Genomic DNA, 20,993 nt, shown 5'->3' with positions numbered 1-20,993 from the left:
TACGTCTGGTACAGAAATGGTGGAGCAGAAGCTCAGCATTTCTGGGCTTTTTAGCAAGCTAGGGGAGAGTCCCTCTCTCTCCGCCATTTCCTGCTTCCTCATAAGTTTCAACGACTTGGGCTCCCGGAGAATCTTTGGGCGCTGAGCACATGCATTGTGTACGTGTCCGTCCGATCTCCGGCCAATTGCTCGTGCCGGAGAATGCAATGGCGGCCAAGTAGAGCTGGTCCACTTCACGCTACGGTCAAGGGTGAAGCCATTCACGACCAGCGAAGAGAACCTGACGACTGCACGTCCCGTTTCAACTCACAAGCAACAACGCTCAAGGAAGCTCCTCTAACGTTGCCGCGAATGGCAGACGCCGCCCGCGCGCGAAGTGCTGGCCGACAGCCGCACTATGAAGGGTGGCGGGGCGGCGGGTGTCGCGGCGCTGGGTGCGAAGGTTGTTCTCCGGTCAGCCCGCCGCGACGCGCGAGATCAAGCCGGTCGACAGGTCCAGGACGATGGACACCATGCGACACGCATGAGGCATTCTGATCTAGTCCCATCATTTTCGCCGCCTCACGCTGGCTCATGCCATCCGCGCAGGCCTGGCGAACCCTGAGATATGCCTGGCGAACCCTGAGATATAGTTCCACGCTGTAGATCCTCACGCCCTCCCTGCTGCCGCAGAAAGGCAAAGGGTGGACGACTTTTACGCCGCCCGCAGCAGCACCAAGCCGCCGCTTCCGTGGACTAATTTCGCACCGCCGTTCTCATGCGGTACAGAAATTACACGGTTCGCTCGTCCGGGTCGATCATATCGATCAGCAAGGTCGTAAACGCCTCGCCCAGAAGCGAGGGCGCCAGCGATAGCGGGTGAACGAGCGAGACGTCGACCCTGATCGACGGCCGCAGTTCCTTGATGACCATGTCCTGCGACATGGCATGCGCGATGAAGGGATTGACCACCCCGACCCCCACGCCTGACGCCACCAGCGCGCAAATCGTGATCGAGGAATTGGTCTCGATGGCGGTGTTTTCCTGCGCGCCCAGCCCGCGCAGGAACTCTCGCAACCGGATGACCATATCGTCGGAATCGTTCAGCAGGATCATTCGGTGTTTGGCCAGATCTTCAAGACTGACCCAGTCCTGCTGCGCCAGCGGATGGTCTGGGGGAACGATGCAGACGGCAGAGGTTGTGGCGATGACAAGGCTTTCGAACTTTGACGGGTCGACCTTGCCCGTGGTGACGGCCAGGTCGATCAGGTTCTGCATCAGAAGCTCGGCCAGCTGATCGGTTGGCAAGGTCTGAAGGCCGACGAAAGTGCCGGGAAACTGGTCCAGAAAGCGATTGAAGACCCTTGGCAGCAGACCAGAAGCGAGCGTCGGCGTGCTGCCGACCCGCAGCACACCCGCACCCGATTTCCGCAGGACGCCGACTGCCGTTTCGATCTTTTCCAGACCTTCGAAATGCCGCCGCACCGATTCGTAAAGCTGCTGCCCTTCCCGCGTCGGGCGCAGTCGTCCGCGATGATGCTCGAACAGTTTCAGCCTGGTCGCGCGTTGAAAGTCGGACAGCTTGCGGCTGATCGACGGCTGCGTGGTGTTCAGAAGCGAGGCGGCGCTGGTGGTGGTCCCCGTCTCTATCACCGCCTTGAACGCCTGAATCTGGCTGAAATTCAATGGTCTTACCACGACGCCTCTCCCTGCCGGTCCCAGCAAGTATACCAGATGCGTATGGATAGGTAGAGAAATAACATTATCAAGCATCGCCGCCGGCGACTACTGTCACAGGTAACAGCTCGGTCATGACACTTTAAGTTTCGAGGTATCCGTGAACCCAAGCCCTGATCTGTCGCGGTCTCCGTCGGATGAACCTTGTCCCGTTAAGCGGATAGGACGCGATTCCGGACACCACTTTTTCGGCTATTACGACAAGACCAACTGGGGGGCGCAGGATCGGCTTTTGCTTGGTCACCGGGTCGCCGATCGAGACTTCGCACTCACCCCCGAAACCGTGGCCGAGATCGGCTATTACGAAATGGCCGATGACCGCATCTTCCATGTCATCGGCTCGACCACGGCCTGGAACTGGCAGATGGGCAGTCAGCTGCAATGGCTGGATGCGACGGCCGGACAGCGATTGATCTATAACGTGCAGGCCGAGGGTGAGCTATATCCCGGCTTCGGCTCGGTGATCCATGACCTGAAAACTGGCGAGTCCCGCCTGCTGCAGACGCCGATCTATGTCGCCGCGCCGAACGGGCGCTACGCCGTGACGGTCGATTATGATCGGCTGTATATCACCCATCGGACCATCGGCTATGTCGGCGAAAACGGCCCAAAGCGCGACCTGCCGCTGTGCCCGGACGATGACGGCATCCACCGCGTGGATCTGGAAACGGGCGAGACGCAGATGCTGATCAGCTATGCCGGGCTGAAGGCGCTGGATCACCAGCCGTCGATGGATAAGGCGATCCATTGGGTCAGCCATATCGAGATCAACCCATCCTCGGACCGCATCCTGTTCCTGCATCGCTGGACCGAGCGCGTCGAGGATGAAACCTGCTTCCTGCATCGGCTGATCACCATGAACCCCGATGGCAGCGATGTGCGGATTCTGGAATGTTCCGACCACCCGCTGCCGCAGCTGGCCGAGGATTTCGATCCCACGCAGGTCGGCACCTTCGACTATGAGAAATCCGAATACCAGATCTCGCACCCGCTCTGGCGCGATGACCGTCACGTGATCGTCTGGGGGCCGCATGACGGGTCCATCCACTATCATCTGTATGAAGATGCTGATGACGGACAGGTGACAATCATCGGCAAGGGCATTCTGACCGAGAACGGGCATATGACCTATTCCCCGGTCGACAAGCGCTGGCTGCTGACGGACACCTATCCCGACCCGGTTACCAACGAACGGGTGCTGATCCTGTTCGACGTGGACAACAACGTCCGTCACGATGTCGGCAGCTTCTATGCCGACCCGGCACTGACCAAGGACAACCGCTGCGACTTGCATCCCCGGTGGAGCCAGGACGGCCAGCGTGTCTGCATAGACTCCATGCACCAGCATGAGCGTCAGATGTACGAAATCGACGTTTCGTCGATCGTGAATAGCAAAGGAGGATGAACATCATGAAAATCATGAACAGACTTTTGGCGGGGCTGCTGTTGTCCAGCGCTGCGGCCATGCCGGTGATGGCGGCGGATTTTCCAGAACAGCCGGTGACGATGATTGTCGCCTATTCCCCAGGCGGCGGGAACGACACCGTCGCGCGCCTGATGGCCCAGCATATCGAGCCTTATCTCGGCACGCGCATGGTCGTCGAAAACCAGGCAGGCGCAGGCGGTCAGGTCGGCTTTACCCGGCTGGCGCGGGCGAGGAATGACGGCTACACGATCGGGCTGCTCAGCGCGCCGTCGATCTTCATGATCGAACTGCTGCGCGAGGGCGTCGCCTTCTCGCAAGACGATTTCCAGCCGATCGCGAACATTCAGTCGGACCCAATCCTGCTGACTGTGAACGCCGATGCCGATCTGACGGATTTCGCCGCGCTCACGGCGGAAATCGAAAGCAATCCGGGCAGTATCAACATTGCCGGCGATGGTCCGCAATCCAACGTCCACCTGCAGGCAGCTGCCTTCGAAAAGACGCTTGGTCTGGACATCAACTTTGTCAGCTACGCCGGCTCCGGCCCGTCGGCCACAGCGCTGCTGGGCAACGAGGTGCGGGCGGCGCTTCTGACGACCAGCTCCGCGCTGCAATTCGTCAATGCCGGCAAGGTCCGGGCGCTGGGCGTCTTCTCGCCGGAACGGCATCCCAGCCTGCCGGATGTGCCGACGATCAGCGAATTGACCGGCGAGAACATGCCCGGCGTCGGCACCGCCATTCGCGGCGTTGTCAGCCCGGCCGGGATGGATGCCGATCGCGTCGCCCATCTGTCGGGCGCGTTCGAGCAGCTTTTGCAGGATGAGGCCTTTATCGAAGCCGCCAACAACGCCGGGATCGTTTTGACCTATATGGGCGCCGAAGAGTTCTCGGGCCTTCTGGACGAAACCATGGCCGACACTCGCCAGTTCATCACGCTGATGGAGTAATCGTCGTGGAAAACGAAATCTCTGCCGGCTCGCCTCTGGTCACGCGTGACAGGCTGTTCTCGGTCATCATGCTGATTGCCGGTGTCTTTCTGGTCGGCGAGGCGTTTTCCTATTCCTACAACTCGTCGATCTTCCTGCGCGTCATGGCGGTTTCGCTGGCGCTCGGGGCGGCGGTCCGGCTGTTGCTGTCCTTCCTGCGTCCGTCGTCTTCGGCGTCGGGCGCAGGGGCCGACAGCGTGGCCCCTGCCGCAACGGTCCTGGTCCTGCTTCTGGGCTATGTCGCGCTGATCGGCGTCGTCGGCTTTTTCCTGTCGACCGCAATCTTTTGTCATGCCGCGTTGGTCGGGTTCGGCCGCAGGTTCAGCTTTTCCTATGTGCTGATTTCACTAGGCATCGCGGCCTTTATCTTTGCCCTGTTCTTTGCCGCTCTTGGCGTGGCGCTGCCCGACAGCACGCTCGACCTCGACCGCCACTTGATGATCTTCTGAGGGGACGCTGGCGATGCTTGAAGGACTTACCATCGGGTTTCTGACCGCCGTGCAACCGGCGATGCTGATCGCGGTGCTGCTGGGCGTGATCGGCGGCGTCTTCATCGGGATGCTGCCGGGTCTGACCAGTACCATGGGCGTGGCCTTGCTGATCCCCGTCACCTTCGCCTTTCCACCAGAGGTCGGGCTGGCATTGCTGGGCGGGATCTATCTCGCCTCGACCTTCAGCGGGTCGATCAGCGCGATCCTGCTGAACATCCCCGGAACCCCGTCGGCCGTGGCGACCTGTCAGGACGGCTATCCGATGACCCAGCAGGGCAGGGCCGGTCGGGCCATCGGGTTGTCCGTCTATGCGTCCTGTCTGGGCGGGCTGTTCAGCACGCTTGCGCTGCTGTTCCTGGCACCGGCGCTGTCTGCCTTTTCGCTGATGCTGGGCGCGCCTGAATATTTCCTGCTCGCCGTTTTCGGCGTCACCATCATCGCCTCGCTGTCCGAGGGCGATCTGCTAAAAAGTCTGCTCAGCGGTGGGCTGGGTCTGATCGTCAGTGTCGTCGGGATGCACCCCATGACGGGCGAGATGCGGCTGACCTTCGGGATGCCCTCGCTTTATGACGGCGTGCCGCTGGTGATCTCGCTGATCGGCCTCTATTCCGTCCCCGAGGTCATCAGCATCCTGTCGGACAGGCAGGCGCGCGACGCCGACAACACCAAGAGCAGCTTCAGCGGCGCCTTCAAGACGCTAAGGGATGTGCTGGCGGACTGGCTAAACCTTGTCCGGTCCAGCGTGATCGGCACGCTGGTCGGGATCGTTCCCGGCGCCGGGTCGAGCATCGCGAGCTTCATCGCCTATGATGCGGCCAAACGCAGTTCCAAAACGCCAGAGAAGTTCGGGCATGGCTCGGAAGAAGGTCTGATCGCTGCCGAAACCGCCAACAACGCGGTGACGGGCGGCTCGCTGGTGCCGCTGATGACGCTGGGGATCCCCGGCAACGCGGTGACGGCGGTGCTGATGGGCGGGCTGATCATTCACGGTCTGGCGCCTGGCCCAATGCTGTTCGAGAACACGCCCAACGTTGCCTATGGCTTTATCTTCAGCCTGTTTATCAGCAACATCTTCTTTGTCCCGGTGGGGCTGCTCATCGCGCGCTACTGTGTCCGTGTCATCCTGCTGCCGAAAGAGATCCTCGCCACCGCCATTCTCGCGCTGGCCACCATCGGGGCGTTCGCCATTCGCGGCCAGATCGGCGATGTGGTGATGATGACGGGGATCGGGTTCATCGGCTACATGTTCTCGGTCTTCGGCGTGCCGCGCGCACCCATGGTTCTGGGTCTGGTGCTTGGCACAATGGCGGAATCGAACCTGTCGCGGGCGCTGACGCTGGTGCAGGGCGATGCGGGTACCCTGCTGATGCAGTTCGTCACGCGGCCATTTTCGCTGGCGCTGGTGCTGCTTTGCGCGCTGTCGATCTATTTCGGCTTGCGGAAGCCGAAAGGGGCGTGAGGAGGCTGTAGCCATTTCGCGCAAGCGCACGCGATTCCACCTATGGCGCCCGCGTCGAGGTTTTCGGAATATCTGTCGGAAGCTCGACCGAGGCCCGGAAACCTGTGACTTCACGCGGCCGGGGCTATTCCAAAAGGACCTTACTGCCGATCCGGTCGGCGATGGCGGCGACGAGGGCGCGGCCAAGGCCACTACCCTCGGTGCTGGCATGCGCGCGTTCAAAGCGTGAAGGCGGGCGAGGGTCTCTGGCGGCACCACCGGGCCGTCATTGGCAACGAAGTACTACCACGCGGCGGTGAGACATTGGCGAAAGTTGGTGATGCTTGATCAGGCGGCGGCTCGAAGTTGGCGAAGGCCGTTGCTGAACTCAATCCCCTGGAGGATCTCCGGCAGGCGGTTCTGGCCGTCGAGCTTTCGCCACTTCTTTTGCGCCGACATTATCGGCTTGAAGGCCATTGCCAGCCCGGTCTTGCGACTGAGGCAACCTTCGGTGCGCTTCGAGCGGTGTCGAACGGTCGCGATGGTACTTTCAATCGGATTGGATGTTCGGACGTGCTTCCAGTGTGCGGCCGGATAGTTGTAAAAGGTCAGCAACGCCTAGCGATCCCTGACCAGCTTGCCACCTTCGGCGTCAAAGCCGTCAAGCTGTCTGCGGCTCGCTTCCAGACCACCAGAGGAGGCTTTGCGACCCGATACGGTTGACGACGTCGCGCAGTTCCTGTGTCAGGCGTGGCCGGCCCACTGCCTTGAAGGAGCGTCCGGAGCGGGTCTGGGCAAGCCAGCCCTTGTGGATCGCGGGTTTGATCACCTCCCGAGCTTGTCGATATCGTGTCCGCACTCCGCTCCGATGCGCAGCAGCTCGAATTTCTCGGCGGGCGACAGGATGATCCTTTGCGCCGGGATGGCGGCCAAAGACGCGCGGCACGGAAGATGGCCGTCGTGAAGCCACGGCGCGCCGCAGCGGACAGGTCCGTTAATCTCCGCGTGGGAGTATAGGGACCACGGCCATCCGTTTCGCTGCCAGTCGCGACTGAACCAAATGACCATTCAAGCCAGCGTCAACGTCATATAAAACAATGACGTAGATGGCGGAGACGGTTGTCTTTCAAACCCATCCCCTCCGCCATTCATCGCTGATTTTGATCCATGCAACCCGCTATTCCGCACAACGTCGATATACCTGAAATGGTGGACCATGATATCTGGACCGCGCCCGATCGTATCGCTGGTGGCGGTTTTCAACGCCTTTCCAGGATACGCGGCGCATTGGTGCTGGGGACTGCCAGCTGATTCCGCCCCCTTACGGTCCCCACCGCTGTGTGCGAGCGGCGGGGTTGGGTTTGCAGGCTCTTTTTTAGAGGTCCAGGAACCGGGAAATCGCCTCGATGGATGCAGCGTGTGCGGTTGCACGATCCCAGCCATCCGGATCATCGCAAATCGGGTCCTCGCCCTCCTCGATCAGCAATTGGGCCGCATTGTCATTGCAGATGGGCAGAAACGAATAGTGGAAGGCGTTCGGGATGACCGCATGCTCAACATCGGCCAGCCTATCGATCAGCCCGCTGCCCTGAGCCCGCACATCGACTGAGAACCAGGGATACGTGTCGCCAAGCGATACGATCTGAACCGGCACATTTACCGACGCCGCACTATTGGCTGTCGCAGCATAGGTGAAGCCCGGATCGATGGCGACGATACTGGTGAAGCGAGGGTCTGCCATATCGGCGGAAAATTCCGACGGCAGAGCGTCGAGGTCGACGCCACCCCGCGCCAGGAACAGACAGTCCTGGGCGGCATCCCCTGCGGTTTGGCAGTAGTTGGCGTAGGCATTGGCATCAAAGCGCACACCGGCAATTCCCAAAACCGCTGCCCCGCCGAGCGAAAAGCCAAGGGCCGAGATCCGGGCGGAGTCGATCCGATCGGAAAAGGCAGGATCGCTCAGAATGGCATCAAGAGACGCGCTCATGTCTGCGGACCGATCCGACAGGCGCACGGTTCGCCGCGGGGAACTGTCGCCCGATGTGGTTCCCGGGTGGTTCATGACCAGAACCATCGCACCGCGCCCGGCCAAACCCGCGGCCAGCCAGGCTGTGCCATCGATACTGCTGCCGGAGCCGTGGGACACGACGATCAACGGCAAATTTTCATCCGGTAGAGCCGCCCCGATATAAGCCTCGACCGGCTCGAATACCAGGCTGTCGCCAATCGGCGCGGCGTAGGTCTTGCGCCCGGTTGGGTACCAGACTGCCGCCGACAACGGGCTGGAACGGTGTTTGGCCTGGATATCGAGCCGATCGAAACCGACAAGGGGATCAGCGGCGGCCGGACTGGCGAGTGAAAGGACAACGGCAAAGGCGGACAACACAGGTTTCATTTGAAAACTCCTTGATCTGACTGGTGCCGTTATCGTGCGGGGTGCGATGCCGGCCGGCGTCCTCGAACCGGTTTGAGGTCGCGCAGAAACGGATTTGGGTCTATTCGGCCCTCATGTTGACGCTTCCGATTCCCCTTATCGTCGCTCTGATCCTGGGCTTTCTGGCCCTAAAACATTCGCTGACCGGCGATCGGTCCGGCGTATTTCTCGCCCTCCTGGCGGCCTGTGCGCTCCAGGCGCTGATGATTTCGCTGACCCAGCATTATGGGCTTGGGCAATTGGCAGTCGTCCAGCCGGTCACCGCCAGCGTCGTTCCCCCTTTGGCCTGGCTGACCTTTCAATCGGCTGCGCTGCGCCAGCTGGCACTCAAACGTGACGCCATCCACCTGCTCGGGCCGGCATTTACAGCCTTCTGTACCCTCTTTGCGCCCACGACCCTTGATGTGGTGCTTCCAGCCATCTTTTGTGGGTACGGGGCTGCGACCCTTTTCCGCGCGCGCAAGGACGGCGCGCTTCCGCTCGCCCCGCTCGGTTCGGGCCCCCTGCCCGCGCAGATCTGGAGGACAGTGGGATTTCTACTGATCCTTTCCGCCCTGTCTGACATCCTGATCGCCGTGGCCATAAGGTCCGGCAATAGTGAATGGCGGTCACTGATCATCAGCTTTCTCACGTCTTTTGCGCTTTTGGGCATCGGGATTTTGAGCCTATCCCGCGATGCTGACGGCACTGCAGACGATGGAGGGGATGCAATCGGCACAGAAAATCCGCTCCGCCCCTCAGAGGAGGAAACGGCGCTGATCTTGCGGCTGGATGCTTTTATGGAGGCAGAACGACCCTATCGCGATCCCGATCTGACCCTTGCCCGCCTTGCCAAAAGATTGCATGTCCCGATCAAGCAGCTTTCAGCCGCGATCAACCTGTCGAAGGGCGAAAATGTCTCGCGCTATGTCAACGGGTACCGCATTCGCGATGCCTGTCTGGCCCTGGACAGAGGCGACAGCGTTACCGAGGCCATGCTCTGCAGCGGGTTCAACACCAAATCCAATTTCAACCGCGAATTTACCCGGATCGTGGGGCAGTCGCCGTCGGCGTTTCTGCGCACCAAGAGACGCTGACACCCTTTTTTCGCTGCGCCACACCAGGCAGCGCACTAACGGCCATCGGGCGCACCCGGGGCTTCCTGGATATCGCTCAGGTCGGGAAGAGCTGTGACGAGGCGCTTTGTGTATTCGTGTTGCGGCGCGCCCATCACGGCATCGACATCACCATGTTCGACCACCTGACCATTGTGCATGACGATCACCCGGTCGCTCACATGGCGGATGACCCCAAGGTCGTGCGAGACAAACACCATTGTCAGGTCGAACCGCCGCTTGAGGTCGTCGAGGAGATCGAGCACCTGGGCCTGGGTCGAAACATCGAGAGCCGAAACCGGCTCGTCGCAGATCAGGATGTCGGGAGACAGCGCGAGGGCACGGGCGATGGCGACGCGTTGACGCTGCCCGCCCGAAAGCTGCAGCGGGCGGCGGTCCAGATGGGGTAGCCCCAGCCCTACGGACTCCAGCAATTCAAGCGTGCGGCCGCGTCTCTCGTCGCGGTTCAGGCCGCGTATTTCGAGTGCCTCGCCTATAATGTCCTTGACGCGATAGCGTGGATCGAAGGCGCTGAGCGGGTCTTGTGAAATGAGCTGGATATTGGGGCGAAGGGCACGCCGTGCCCTTTCGTGGAGCGCACTCCATGGCCGTCCTTCGATTTCGACATCGCCTTCACTGGGCCGAACCAGCCCCATGATGATGCGCGCAACAGTCGTCTTGCCGCTGCCCGAAGCACCGACAATCCCCAGCGTTTCGCCTGATGAAACCGAAAACGAGACGTTCTTGACCACTTCTCGCTTCTTGTAGCGATGCGAAATGTTGCTGACATTGATGATCTCGCGCACGGGCCCGGTCCGAGCCGGAGCAGCGGCGCTGGGCGTATCGTTTGAAAACAATGACCGTCCGCGCGTTGAAGCTGAAGGAATGGCATCAAGCAACTGGCGGGTGTAGTCGGCCTGAGGATCGGTAAGGATCGCACGGGGCGTGCCGGCTTCGACAACCTGCCCATCTTTCATGACAATGATGCGATCAGCGAGGCGAGCAACCACCGCCAGATCATGGGAAATCAACAAGATGCCCTTGCCCGAATGCTTCATCTGGTCGAGCAAGTCGAGGATCTGGGCCTGGACGATAACATCAAGCGCGGTCGTGGGTTCGTCGGCAATAAGCAGGTCCGGTTCGCCCGAGAGCGCCGAGGCGATCAAGGCACGCTGGCGCAAGCCGCCAGATAGCTCGTGCGCATACTGGCGTACTCGCAGCGCCGGTTCGGGCACTCCGACCGATTCCAGCAGCGAAATGACTCTATCCTTGATCCGATGACGCGGCACAATGCGATGCTGGCGCAGCGTTTCGGCGATTTCCGCACCGACCGTCCGCAAGGGGTCGAGCGAAACCAGGGCATCTTGGAGGACAAAACCGATCTGACGTCCCCTTATGGCGCGCCAAGCGTTGCGATCCAAATCGTCAAGACGGGTTTGGCCCAAACGCATCGCGTCGGCTTCGATCAGCGCGTTGTCGCCGGCAAGCCCGACCAGGGCGCGCGCGGTTGCCGATTTGCCCGAACCGGATTCGCCAACGATGGCGACGCATTCGCCCGGCTCGAGCGTAAAGCTCAGCCCACGCACCGCATGAACGTCATTATCTGCGGCCCGTCCGGCAAAGCGGATGGACAGGTTTTCAACCTCAAGCCTAGTCATGAGACCCGTCCGTCAGAGAGGGCTTTGAGATGGCGACCGAGAACGGTCGTCGAGATGATCGTGAGCGTTGCAATCAGGCCCGGGAACACGCCGACCCACCATGCCGCGCGCAAATAGCGCTGGCCCTCGGCCAGCATAAGCCCCCATTCAGGGGTGGGCGGCCGGGGCCCCAGGCCGAGATAGCTCAGCGCTGCAGACTGCAGGATGGCGTTGCCCGTCCCCAGCGTCGCGAGCACGACCAGAGGGCTGATGGTGTTGGGCAGGATGTGCCGCCAGACGGTCTTGAGCGGCTTCTGGCCCAGAACCCGCGCCGCTTCGACATAGCCCGAATTTCGGATGACCATGACCTGTGCGCGCACGATCCGGGCGTAGCCGGGCACCATGGCCACCGCGATCGCAATCAGCACAGTCGTTATGTCCGTCCCCAGAAACGCCACGACGGCCATTGCCATCAAGAGGCTCGGGAAGGCCAGGAGAATATCGATAACCCGCATCAATGCGAGGTCGACAACACCACCGACTGCCCCGGACAGCAGGCCCACAGTAATGCCGACCCCCACAGCGATCAGCGTGGCACCCACGGCGATGTAAATCGAATATCCAGCGCCATAGACAACGCGCGTGTAGATGTCGCGTCCCAATTGATCGGTTCCAAACAGGTGCGCAGCCGAGGGCCCCTTCAAAGAGGACAGCAAATCGGGCGCATAAGGATCGTAAGGTGTGAGCCATTGGGGCGCGATGGCACACAGGACGATAAATGCGATCATCACCATTGCGAGCACGATTCCGGGCCGCAAGCGCCGGGCGCGCAGTTTATCGAGCTTGCCTGCGCGTTCGCCGGCCACGGTATCCATTGCAGTGTTGCTCATTGGCTTGATGTCCTCAAGCGCGGATCGATCACGCGGTACAGGATGTCGACGACGATATTGGTGACGACGAACACAAAAGCGACCAACAGCACGACACCCACCACGACAGGAATGTCCTGATTTCTGACCGCCTGCAGGGTTATCCTTCCCAATCCCGGCCGACCAAACACCTGTTCGGTGATAATGGCGCCGGCCAGAAGATATCCGAACATTTCAGCGGAAATCGTCAGCGCGGGGATCGCCGCATGGCGCAGAGCGTGGCGCCACCGCACGCTCCATTCCGATATTCCGCGCGTCCGGGCCGACAGGACGAAGGGTTGTTCGAGGGCAATGTCCATTTCCTGGCGCATCACCTGACTGAGCGTACCGAACAGGGCAAGGCTGAGCGTCGTCACGGGCAGCACGAGGCTGCGCCATCCCGTATCGCCCATGACCGGAAAGATCGGCCACTGAAAGGATAGAAACGTCAAAAGCACGATGCCGATCCAGAAGGGCGGCATCGACACGGCAACGAGTTCGGCTCCCGAAACAAAACTACGCAACCACCCTTTCCGGCCCGCCGTCAGAAGAGCTGACAGGGTCGCCATGGATACAGCGAAAAGCACAGCCCAGCTGGCCAGCTCGATCGTTGCAGGCAGTTCGCTGGTCACAATCTCGATCACCGAGCGCCGCTGCTGGTAGGACGTGCCAAAATCACCTTGCGCGATTTTGCCGATGAAAGCGCCATATTGCTCCCAGAGCGGTCGGTCCAGCCCGTATTCAGCCCGGATCTGATCCCGCATCTCCTGGGTCACCGTGGCGTCCGGCCCATAGATGACCTGGACCGGATCGCTCGGCAGCATTTGAAGCACGATGAATGCGAGAGAAGCGGCAGCCCAAAGGACCGCCACCCCCGCCGCAATTCTTATGAAAAGATCCTTGAACGTGGACACTCGAGATCAAAACCTACTCAGCGAACCAAACATCGTAATACGATCCAATCTGGCCCGAACTCGAGAACCCAACCCCCTCGACGTTTTCGCGCGTGGCAATCACAACTTGCGGGTTGGCGATCGGCAACAAGTAGACATTGTCGAAAATGATCTGCTGGGCGGTACGGTACGCGGTGGCGCGAGCTTCGGCATCGGAGTTCTCAAGCCCGCCTTCAAGTGCGGCATCAAGCTCAGGGTCGTTCACATAACCCCAATTGGTGTTGCCGGTTTCCGCCCAAGTCTGCTCGGAATGGAATGCACCATAGAGAAGGTTCGGATCGCCATAGGCTTGTGAGGTGTCAACGAAATCATACTCGTTGGCGCGCAGCCGCTCATCGACCGATGCGAAATCGAGAACCTCGCGGTCCATTTCGACCCCGATCGCACGCATGCCAGCCTGAATTCCCTGGAAATAGAGCTCACGCTGCTGATTGTTCCAGTTCGTGGCGGTCAAGACGGAAAAGGACAGGCGTTCGCCGTCCTTGGTACGGATGCCATCGGAGCCCACTTCGCTCCAACCGGCTTCTTCAAGCAGCGCGACGGCACGTTCGGCATCGACTTCATAGCTGCCTTCGAGGCTGGCATCGTAAGCGAAGGGAATACCCGGCGTAATGGCCGCATAGGCCGGCGATGCCGTGCCAAGAAAGATCACGTCGATCAATCCGGCGTAGTCGGCACCGATTCGCAGTGCCTCGCGGACGCGAACATCATCGAGCGGAGGACGGCTCTGGTTGATCCAGAACGACCACGGGATGCCCGGCTGTTCAGTGCTCAGGATTTCGATCTGGGGATTGCGCTCGAGATCGGCCAAGGCCAGCGCCGAGACGCCGAGCGCAATGTCGGCCTGACCCGATTCGACGGCACCAACGCGCACCGCATCTTCCTGAAGAAAGCGCATTTCAACGCCTTCCAGATAGGCTGCCCCCTGATGAGCAGCATTGGCTGGCGCCCAGTCATAGTCGTCATTGCGGGTCAGAACCATGCCCTGACCGTCTGTGCGGCTGACCAGCTTGAAGGGCCCAGACCCGATGGTGATACCCTCGCCGCCCGCGCAGCGCTCTTCGGGGCCATAGGCTTCAACCGCCGTGGGCGACACCAGCCCGGCAACCGGCTCACTGATATCATGGAGGAAAGGGGCGTACGGATTGGTCAGCGTCACGGTCACGACATTGCCATCGACCGTCACGGTGTCGAGCGGAATGCTGCCGCCATTGCGGCTTTCGAAATAGCGTTGCAGACCAAACCGCACGGCTTCCGCGTCGAGGGCGGTGCCGTCATGGAATGTCACGCCATCGCGGATTTCGAACTCGTAAACCGTCTGGTCGTCCGAAATGGTCCAGGCGCTGGCGATCCAGGGGTGATAAGTCCCGTCCGTGCTTCTGGAGATAACGCGATCGTAAATATCCTGCAGCGCAGTCTGCGTGTTGCGCGAGCTGCCCTCATTCTGATCCAGGCAAAGCGGCTCATAGGCAGCGACACCCAAGACACCTCCCTCACCGCCGGCGACCGGCTGCGCCTGAGCACTTCCCGTCATCAAGAACCCGGCCGCCATCGCAGCAGCACCCAATGCGAAAAACGGTTTAAACGTTTGTTTGGCCATACCCTATGCCTCCAGTCGGCTTGCCCAAAAGTCATCGAAAACCTAGACACAGTCGCCTGGGTATCGCAATACCTGCTATGCTAAATTATGACTTGTTTTTGGCATAAAGATCTAATTTAGATAGCAGCGTAGAATGAATTGGCGCAAAACTCGTCGTTGTTAAAAAAATTACCTGATCAGCGCCAGCTCCACGCCTTGGCTCGATGTCAAGAACCAAAGCTCCAGGCAGCGTCGAGAGATGGTGCCTGTCGGAACAGACCCAACGGCATCATCACGGCGCTGCAGGACGCTTGGCGCATCTCCTTATCACGGCTTTTGATGCAATCGGAACCTTTCCTATTCAAGACTCACTGGAACGCAGCATGACGATTGACCCCCAAGCCCCTGCCTTTGAACCGTTCTACAGCATGCTCGAAGGCGAAAACCTCCTTGATCGGCTGGCCGCCGGCCTTATCGGCAAGGACACGATCATTGAAGGACCGTTTGGCCCCAAGGCGTTGATCTATGCGGATTATGTCGCGTCCGGGCGCGCCCTGATGCAGATCGAGCGGTTCATGATCGAGCATGTGCTGCCGTTCTATGCCAACAGCCATACCCAGGCGTCCTATTGCGGCGCGGCCATGACACTGATGCGCGAGCAGGCGCGTGGCATCATCGCGCGCTCGTGCGGCGCTGGAGCCGAGCATGCCGTGATCTTCGCAGGCGGCGGCGCGACCGCCGGGATCAACCGTCTTGTGAGTTTGTTTGGCCTGACAGACGCCGTGGCCAAAGGTCAGCCGGTCCGTGTGCTTGTCGGCCCCTATGAGCATCATTCTAACATCCTTCCCTGGCGCGAGAGTGGTGCTGAATTCATTGAAATACCTGAGGATGAATTGGGGGGACCCTGCCAGCAACGCCTCAAGGAAGAACTGGCGGCCGCACCCAAGGACTGCAAACTGGTGTGCAGTTTTTCGGCAGCGTCCAATGTGACGGGGATAACGAGCGATGTCGCCACCCTCACGCGCATTGCCAAGGCCGCTGGCGCCCTGGTCATCTGGGACTATGCCGGCGGGGCGCCTTATCTGCCGATTGCCGCCACACCCGAGCCGGACTGTGCGATCGACGCCATCGTCCTTTCCCCCCACAAATTCATCGGCGGGCCAGGGGCGACCGGCGTCCTTATCGTGCGACGGGATGCAGTAACCGCAACGCGTCCAACTTGGCCTGGTGGCGGCACCGTACGGTTTGTCACACCCGAGAGCCATGATTACAGCGATAGCCTAGAGGCGCGCGAAGAGGCTGGAACACCCAATGTGGTTGGCGATATTCGCGCAGCTCTGGCCTTTATCGTCAAAGACGCGATCGGCGCGACGGACATGGCGGCACGAAATGCTGTCCTGGCAGCGCGGGCCCGCACGAAATGGTCGGGGCACGAGGCTATCGAACTTCTAGGCGCGCCCAGCCCCGACCGGCTTCCGATTTTTTCGTTCCGGATCCGGGACGGCGCTGGCGGCTATGTGCACCAGCAATTGGTAACCCGATTGCTCAGCGATGTCTTCGGTATTCAAGCGCGTGGCGGCTGCGCCTGCGCCGGTCCTTATGTCCACCGTTTGCTGGCTATCGAACCAAAAGCCTCCGCACGTTTGCGAGCGGCAATCCTTGCAGGTGAGGAAGTTGAGAAGCCTGGCTTCACGCGCCTGAATTTCTCAGTGCTCATGGACGATGAAACAGTGGATTACATCATCGACGCCGTGCTCGATCTCGCTGTACGTGCGCCACGTCTTGCGGCCCATTATGACCTCGATCCAGCGCGCGCCATCTTCACCCCCAAGGCACGGGACGACAACAATCATTCCGACGCCGGCTCCGAGGCCGTTGCCTAAGAACTGACTGCCCAAGCATGGACCTCCAGCGCCCGTGCCTGACAGATCACGCACAAAAGTGCAGCGCTAAAACCGTTTATGATGTCTGCTTATGAAGCAGAAGGGCCATGGCCACAGGAAGCCGCATCGTCTCGCATGCGGCAATTGTCCTCTCGTCGAAATGCCCCGGCCCAGCCAGACAATTGAGGGTGCCCACCACCTGGTTGCGCAGGACTATCGGGATGTTGAGGATCGATTCACAACCCAGCGCGCGGATCTGCTCGTGATCGGCCATGGTAGCGGCGATGCCGGAATAATCATTTGCCACGAACGTCTCGTGACGATCGATGACCTGGGCGCTCCACGGCGTCTGATTTGGCGGTTTGCGACCCGATGCTGCATAGGCATCGGGCATTGAGGAATAAAGACGCAGGAACGACCCGTCAGTCGTTTCGCGCTGGGTCATGGTGACGAGCCTGACGCCGCATTGCTCCTGCAGCCAGGCAGAAACCAGGGCCAGTATGTCAGACGGCTCGGCATTCGCCTGGGCCAGGACGGTAACCATTCGGGCGTCGAAATCCTGTCCTGCAATGGGTGTAACGGGCATGGGCAACTCTCCTTTGAGCTGGCTGCGCGGGGCCGGAACGGTCCCGCGCCTTTACGTGTTAAATGGCACGCACTCGGCCGGGACGCGCCCTAGGATTCGACGCGCTCCACACTAGCCGCTTCATCTATGCGACCACCACTGACCACGACGCCGTAATCGCGCTCGGCTCTTTGCACCGAGAGATAGCCCCGATCCAGATCGCGCTGGATCTCGGCGAACGGACGAGCCAGCGGATTGCCGAATCCACCACCACCACCTGTACGGGTGACCACAAGCGTGCCCTTGGGAAGGACGCGGGCAGTCATCTTGAGCGGGGTTTCCTCTGTTCCGTCCGGCAAAACCACCGTGTTTTCGGGCCCACAGGCGTCCTTGCCGCCCCGGAGCCCCCAGGCCGGGGTTTTGGAGCGCTCGAACCAGAGCGCTCCGCCAGCGTCCTCCATCATCCGGTAGCTGCGCACAACGCCATTGCCGCCGCGCCAGCGCCCGGCACCGCCGCTATCGGGACGTATGGAGAACTCTTCGATACGGATCGGGAACTTGGTTTCGTAAACCTCGGCAGGTAGGTTTCGGAACCCGCCATTGACGAGATTGATCAACGCGCTTTCCCCATCAGCCCCCTTCGATCCGCCCCAACCTCCGGCGGTCGCCTCGACCGAGAGCCATTGCTTCTTGCGCGGGTCCACCTCGAAAAAGGAGGCCACCATGGAATCCCCGTAATGGGCTGCGGTCGCTCGCTCGGGCATCGCTTCGGACAGGCAGGCAATCATCAGGTCGGCCAGTAGTCCGAGCCCGGTAAAATACCAGGCGCAGGCATAGGGTTCGCGGGCGTTGAACATGCAATCATCGGGGATCTTGACGCTCATTGTAGAAAACGAGCCGCCGGTGATAGCCCGATCGGGACTGATCATCGTCTTGTAGGCAAGCCGGAGGAGTGATTGAGTCTGCACCGCACCGCAATTGATCGATCCGGCGACCGGTGGCGAGGAGCCGTCGAGATCGATGATCATATTCTCGCCTTCGATGGTGAGGGTGAGGCGCACCTTGACTGGGGTGTCGGACTGGCCGTCATTGTCCAGATATCCCTCACGCGACCACGTGCCATCGGCAAGCGCGGCAATGGCAGCACGGTCGAGTGCGCGCGACTGCTCGAAGATGTTAAGACAGCTGGCGCGATAAGTTTCCCGGCCGATGCGGTCAAGAAGCTGACCGAGACGGCGTTCTCCGGTCCTGATCGCAGCGACCTGAGCACGGAAATCGCCCAGGATCGCCGCCTTCATGCGGGTATTGCGCTGTATCAGGTCGATCCAGTCCGCCAGCTCTTCGCCGGCCTTGACCACGCGGGTGGGTCCGAGGCGCCACCCTTCCTGGAAGATCGAGCTCGATCCCATGGGCATGCCCGGATCCATTGCGCCCACATCCGACCAGTGCGCCCGCGCCGCTCCGAAGCCAACCAGCACGCCCTCGTGGAACAACGGGCCGACGGCGGTGAAATCGTTCAGATGGGTGCCCTGAAGATAGCTGTCATTCATCAGAAAGATGTCGCCGGGGCCGATATCGTCGCCATATTTTTCCATAACAAGATGGACGCAGGCGTCGATGGCGCCGACAAAGAGCGGAACGCCGGTCGACTGACCGAGCATGTTACCTTCGGCATCGAGGATGGCCACCGCACTGTCGCGGCCTTCGTAGATGACTGGAGAATAGGCAGAGCGCCAAAGCGCTGCATTCATGTCCTGGGCGCAGGAAATCACGAAGTTGCGCACAACTTCGGTGGTGATCGGATCGCTTTTCATCGTGGACATGGGATCACTCCGCATCGATCTTTGTCATGGAAAGGTGGCCGCCGGTGATGACTTCGACACGCCAGCCGGGCGGAACCAGTGTGGTCGTGGTCTCCTCTTCGATGATGGCCGGCCCCACCAGGGTATCGCCAAGCGCATATGCTTCGCGACGCACCACGTCGGTGGCCTGTTCAACGCCATCGAAATAGACCATTCGGCTGCGGCGCTCGCGGGTTTCCCGATCCTGCGGGCTTGGCAGACCCGGCCGACGCAGGCGCCCAAGCGCGGCGACGCGGAGATTGGCGACTTCGACGCCGGCGGTGTTGCTCGAGTGTCCGTATTGCGCCTGGTAGGCGACATCAAACCGCTTACGCACTGCCCTGAGATCGATCAGGCCGGTGCCGGCCGGTATGGTCAGCACATATTCCTGCCCCTCATAGCGTAAATCCACTGACCGCTCGAAGCTGATCTCCTGATCGGACATGCCCTCATGCTTGAGATGCTCGCGCCCCTGAGCTTCCAGCCCCTCAAAGGCCCGTGTCAGATCGTCCGGCGACGCGGCGCTCCAATCGCCAAACCAGGTCATCTTGAAGTCATGGCGCATGTCGGTCTGGAGCATTCCGAAGGCCGAAAAAGCGCCGGGATGGACCGGGATAATGACTTCGCCAATGTCGAGCTGCTCGGCCAGGGCCGCAGCCTGGCTCGGTCCGGCGCCGCCATAGGCAAGAAGGGCGAAGTCGCGCGGATCGATGCCGCGTTGCACGGTGATGGTACGGATCGCATCGGCCATCTTTGCATTGATGATGTCGATGATCCCCTGGGCGAAAGCGGCCGGGTCGAGCCCGAACTTGTCGCCCAGCGACTTGACGGCATCCAGTGCTGCGGCGTCATCAAGCGTCATCTCGCCACCGGAGAAGTTGGAGCTGTCGAGCCGCTTGAGCACCAGATTGGCGTCGGACACTGTCGGCTGCGTGCCCCCGCGCCCGTAACAGGCAGGCCCGGGTACCGAGCCGGCCGATTGTGGGCCGACGCGGAGAGCGTCGGCTTCTTCCCAGGCGATGGAGCCGCCGCCGGCGCCGATGACGTGGATATCGACGACCGACATCTGGACAGGCAGGCCTTCAAGCGTGGTCTCGTTAGAAATAGAAGGCAGCCCATCGACAATGAGACTGGCGTCGAACGAGGTGCCGCCCATATCGACACAAATCAGATTGGAGCGGCCGGTCTGCTCGGCCAGCGAACGCCCGCCGATGGTGCCGCCAACCGGACCGGACAGCAATGTCTGCAACGGACTGTTTGCGGCGGCGTCAGCGGTCATCGCGCCGCCATTGGATTCCATGACATGCACCCGCCCGCCATCGGGGAGCGTATCGCGCATCTGATCGACGAGCGTGGAAAGATACCGGCGGACAACAGGGGCCGTGAAGGCATCCATGGCGGTGGTGGAAATGCGATCGAACTCGCGCCATTCGGGAGAGACCCGATGTGAAAGCGCAATGTCGATATCGGGGAGGCGCTCGCGCAGATAGGCCTCGGCGGCCAGTTCATGCTCGGGATTGCGGAAACCGAACAGAAAACAGATCGCGATTGCCTCGAAACCTTTGTCTGCCACCGCTTTGACGACAGCATCGAGCTGATCGAGCGCAATCGGCGTTTCGACCGTCCCATCAGCGCCGATCCGCTCACGCACCGTAAAGGTGTCTTCCACCGACACCAGAGGTTCGGGCTTACGCCAGCGGATCGAGAAGATCTCGCCGCGGTCATTGCCCTGAATTGTATAGACATCGCGGAAATTCTCAGTGGTCACCAAGGCGACCCTGGCGCCGGCGCGCGTCAGCACCGAATTGAGCCCGACGGTTGTGCCGTGCACGAAGAAATCGATGTGCTCGTCTGGGCCGAGACCCTTTTTGACGCCCTCGAGAACGGCCAGCGCCGGATTGGCGGGAGTCGACAACACCTTAAGGGCGCGCACGGCGCCGGTCTGACTGTTCTGAAATACGATATCGGTAAAGGTCCCGCCGATATCGGCTGAGACTCTGTATCCGGTTGAAGACATCTAACATCCTCTCCTTTGATGATGC

At 60.8% G+C, this 20,993-nt stretch carries 15 protein-coding genes and 1 pseudogene; 6 read left to right on the top strand and 10 right to left on the bottom strand.

From position 1 onward, the window contains the following. Window positions 1-771 precede the first annotated feature (771 nt). Window positions 772-1,677, bottom strand: a complete 906-nt coding sequence (locus ACN0TA_RS12480) for a LysR substrate-binding domain-containing protein (protein WP_417583373.1) — start codon at window positions 1,675-1,677, stop codon at window positions 772-774. Between the two features lie 271 nt (window positions 1,678-1,948). Between ACN0TA_RS12480 and ACN0TA_RS12475 the strand changes: the two genes are divergently transcribed. From ACN0TA_RS12475 to ACN0TA_RS12460, 4 genes are read left to right on the top strand one after another with little or no spacing between them, the layout of a single operon-like run. Then, window positions 1,949-3,121 (top strand): hypothetical protein, encoded by a 1,173-nt coding sequence (locus ACN0TA_RS12475; RefSeq protein WP_417583371.1) that lies wholly within the window; start codon window positions 1,949-1,951, stop codon window positions 3,119-3,121. Between the two features lie 5 nt (window positions 3,122-3,126). Further along, the gene (locus tag ACN0TA_RS12470) at window positions 3,127-4,089 is read left to right on the top strand and encodes a tripartite tricarboxylate transporter substrate binding protein (protein ID WP_417583369.1); all 963 of its coding nucleotides are present in this window, start codon (window positions 3,127-3,129) and stop codon (window positions 4,087-4,089) included. Window positions 4,090-4,094: 5 nt separating this feature from the next. Then, window positions 4,095-4,577, top strand: coding sequence for a tripartite tricarboxylate transporter TctB family protein (locus ACN0TA_RS12465; RefSeq protein WP_417583367.1), 483 nt, complete (start codon window positions 4,095-4,097; stop codon window positions 4,575-4,577). Window positions 4,578-4,590: 13 nt separating this feature from the next. Continuing rightward, the gene (locus ACN0TA_RS12460) at window positions 4,591-6,078 is read left to right on the top strand and encodes a tripartite tricarboxylate transporter permease (RefSeq protein ID WP_417583365.1); all 1,488 of its coding nucleotides are present in this window, start codon (window positions 4,591-4,593) and stop codon (window positions 6,076-6,078) included. A 327-nt stretch (window positions 6,079-6,405) separates the two neighbouring features. Here ACN0TA_RS12460 and ACN0TA_RS12455 read toward each other — a convergent pair. Both ACN0TA_RS12455 and ACN0TA_RS12450 read right to left on the bottom strand, forming a co-directional pair. After that, window positions 6,406-6,696: pseudogene (locus tag ACN0TA_RS12455) on the bottom strand (IS256 family transposase); the annotation flags it as partial. A 736-nt stretch (window positions 6,697-7,432) separates the two neighbouring features. Then, on the bottom strand, window positions 7,433-8,452 hold the full coding sequence (locus ACN0TA_RS12450) for an alpha/beta hydrolase family protein (protein WP_417583363.1): 1,020 nt from the start codon (window positions 8,450-8,452) through the stop codon (window positions 7,433-7,435). 113 nt (window positions 8,453-8,565) lie between these two features. Here ACN0TA_RS12450 and ACN0TA_RS12445 point away from each other — a divergent pair, with 113 nt between their 5' ends. After that, entirely contained in the window at window positions 8,566-9,567 is a 1,002-nt protein-coding gene (locus tag ACN0TA_RS12445) for a helix-turn-helix domain-containing protein (protein WP_417583361.1), read from the top strand. Window positions 9,568-9,602: 35 nt separating this feature from the next. On the opposite strand, the gene ACN0TA_RS12440 is transcribed toward ACN0TA_RS12445, so the two are convergent. Genes ACN0TA_RS12440 through ACN0TA_RS12425 form a run of 4 tightly spaced genes read right to left on the bottom strand, consistent with a single transcriptional unit; the run spans window position 9,603 to window position 14,683 of the window. Continuing rightward, window positions 9,603-11,243 carry a dipeptide ABC transporter ATP-binding protein gene (locus ACN0TA_RS12440; protein WP_417583359.1) on the bottom strand — a complete coding sequence of 547 codons (1,641 nt, stop codon included), beginning with the start codon at window positions 11,241-11,243 and terminating at the stop codon, window positions 9,603-9,605. Then, window positions 11,240-12,112, bottom strand: a complete 873-nt coding sequence (locus ACN0TA_RS12435; RefSeq protein WP_417583358.1) for an ABC transporter permease — start codon at window positions 12,110-12,112, stop codon at window positions 11,240-11,242. The genes ACN0TA_RS12440 and ACN0TA_RS12435 overlap by 4 nt, the downstream gene beginning before the upstream one ends. After that, complete coding sequence (locus ACN0TA_RS12430; protein WP_417583356.1) at window positions 12,109-13,044, bottom strand: ABC transporter permease; 936 nt, start codon at window positions 13,042-13,044, stop codon at window positions 12,109-12,111. The genes ACN0TA_RS12435 and ACN0TA_RS12430 overlap by 4 nt, the downstream gene beginning before the upstream one ends. A 13-nt stretch (window positions 13,045-13,057) precedes the next feature. After that, the gene (locus ACN0TA_RS12425) at window positions 13,058-14,683 is read right to left on the bottom strand and encodes an ABC transporter substrate-binding protein (RefSeq protein WP_417583354.1); all 1,626 of its coding nucleotides are present in this window, start codon (window positions 14,681-14,683) and stop codon (window positions 13,058-13,060) included. A gap of 362 nt (window positions 14,684-15,045) precedes the next feature. On the opposite strand from ACN0TA_RS12425, the gene ACN0TA_RS12420 reads away from it, so the two are divergent. After that, complete coding sequence (locus tag ACN0TA_RS12420) at window positions 15,046-16,545, top strand: aminotransferase class V-fold PLP-dependent enzyme (RefSeq protein WP_417583352.1); 1,500 nt, start codon at window positions 15,046-15,048, stop codon at window positions 16,543-16,545. A gap of 76 nt (window positions 16,546-16,621) precedes the next feature. Here ACN0TA_RS12420 and ACN0TA_RS12415 read toward each other — a convergent pair whose 3' ends face one another. The 3 genes from ACN0TA_RS12415 to ACN0TA_RS12405 all read right to left on the bottom strand — a co-directional run bounded on the left by ACN0TA_RS12415 (window position 16,622) and on the right by ACN0TA_RS12405 (window position 20,968). Further along, window positions 16,622-17,131: a GAF domain-containing protein gene (locus ACN0TA_RS12415; protein WP_417583350.1), complete on the bottom strand. Its 510-nt coding sequence runs from the start codon at window positions 17,129-17,131 to the stop codon at window positions 16,622-16,624. A gap of 89 nt (window positions 17,132-17,220) precedes the next feature. Continuing rightward, entirely contained in the window at window positions 17,221-18,933 is a 1,713-nt protein-coding gene (locus tag ACN0TA_RS12410; protein WP_417583348.1) for a hydantoinase B/oxoprolinase family protein, read from the bottom strand. A 4-nt stretch (window positions 18,934-18,937) separates the two neighbouring features. Further along, window positions 18,938-20,968 (bottom strand): hydantoinase/oxoprolinase family protein, encoded by a 2,031-nt coding sequence (locus ACN0TA_RS12405; RefSeq protein WP_417583346.1) that lies wholly within the window; start codon window positions 20,966-20,968, stop codon window positions 18,938-18,940. Between the last annotated feature and the right edge of the window lie 25 nt (window positions 20,969-20,993).

The sequence above is a fragment of the Pelagibacterium sp. genome (assembly GCF_048264985.1).
Lineage (GTDB): Bacteria > Pseudomonadota > Alphaproteobacteria > Rhizobiales > Devosiaceae > Pelagibacterium.
The sequence above is the reverse complement of the archived record's forward strand: the minus strand, read 5'-3'. Positions and strand labels throughout refer to the sequence as shown.

What these genes read in the sequence shown, in the direction of transcription:
- ACN0TA_RS12435 (WP_417583358.1), bottom strand. Translation starts at nt 12,112, where the DNA reads ATGAGCAACACTGCAATGGATACCGTGGCCGGCGAACGCGCAGGCAAG.
- ACN0TA_RS12460 (WP_417583365.1), top strand. Translation starts at nt 4,591, where the DNA reads ATGCTTGAAGGACTTACCATCGGGTTTCTGACCGCCGTGCAACCGGCG.
- ACN0TA_RS12445 (WP_417583361.1), top strand. Translation starts at nt 8,566, where the DNA reads ATGTTGACGCTTCCGATTCCCCTTATCGTCGCTCTGATCCTGGGCTTT.
- ACN0TA_RS12440 (WP_417583359.1), bottom strand. Translation starts at nt 11,243, where the DNA reads ATGACTAGGCTTGAGGTTGAAAACCTGTCCATCCGCTTTGCCGGACGG.
- ACN0TA_RS12470 (WP_417583369.1), top strand. Translation starts at nt 3,127, where the DNA reads ATGAAAATCATGAACAGACTTTTGGCGGGGCTGCTGTTGTCCAGCGCT.
- ACN0TA_RS12420 (WP_417583352.1), top strand. Translation starts at nt 15,046, where the DNA reads ATGACGATTGACCCCCAAGCCCCTGCCTTTGAACCGTTCTACAGCATG.
- ACN0TA_RS12415 (WP_417583350.1), bottom strand. Translation starts at nt 17,131, where the DNA reads ATGCCCGTTACACCCATTGCAGGACAGGATTTCGACGCCCGAATGGTT.
- ACN0TA_RS12410 (WP_417583348.1), bottom strand. Translation starts at nt 18,933, where the DNA reads ATGTCCACGATGAAAAGCGATCCGATCACCACCGAAGTTGTGCGCAAC.
- ACN0TA_RS12425 (WP_417583354.1), bottom strand. Translation starts at nt 14,683, where the DNA reads ATGGCCAAACAAACGTTTAAACCGTTTTTCGCATTGGGTGCTGCTGCG.
- ACN0TA_RS12405 (WP_417583346.1), bottom strand. Translation starts at nt 20,968, where the DNA reads ATGTCTTCAACCGGATACAGAGTCTCAGCCGATATCGGCGGGACCTTT.
- ACN0TA_RS12450 (WP_417583363.1), bottom strand. Translation starts at nt 8,452, where the DNA reads ATGAAACCTGTGTTGTCCGCCTTTGCCGTTGTCCTTTCACTCGCCAGT.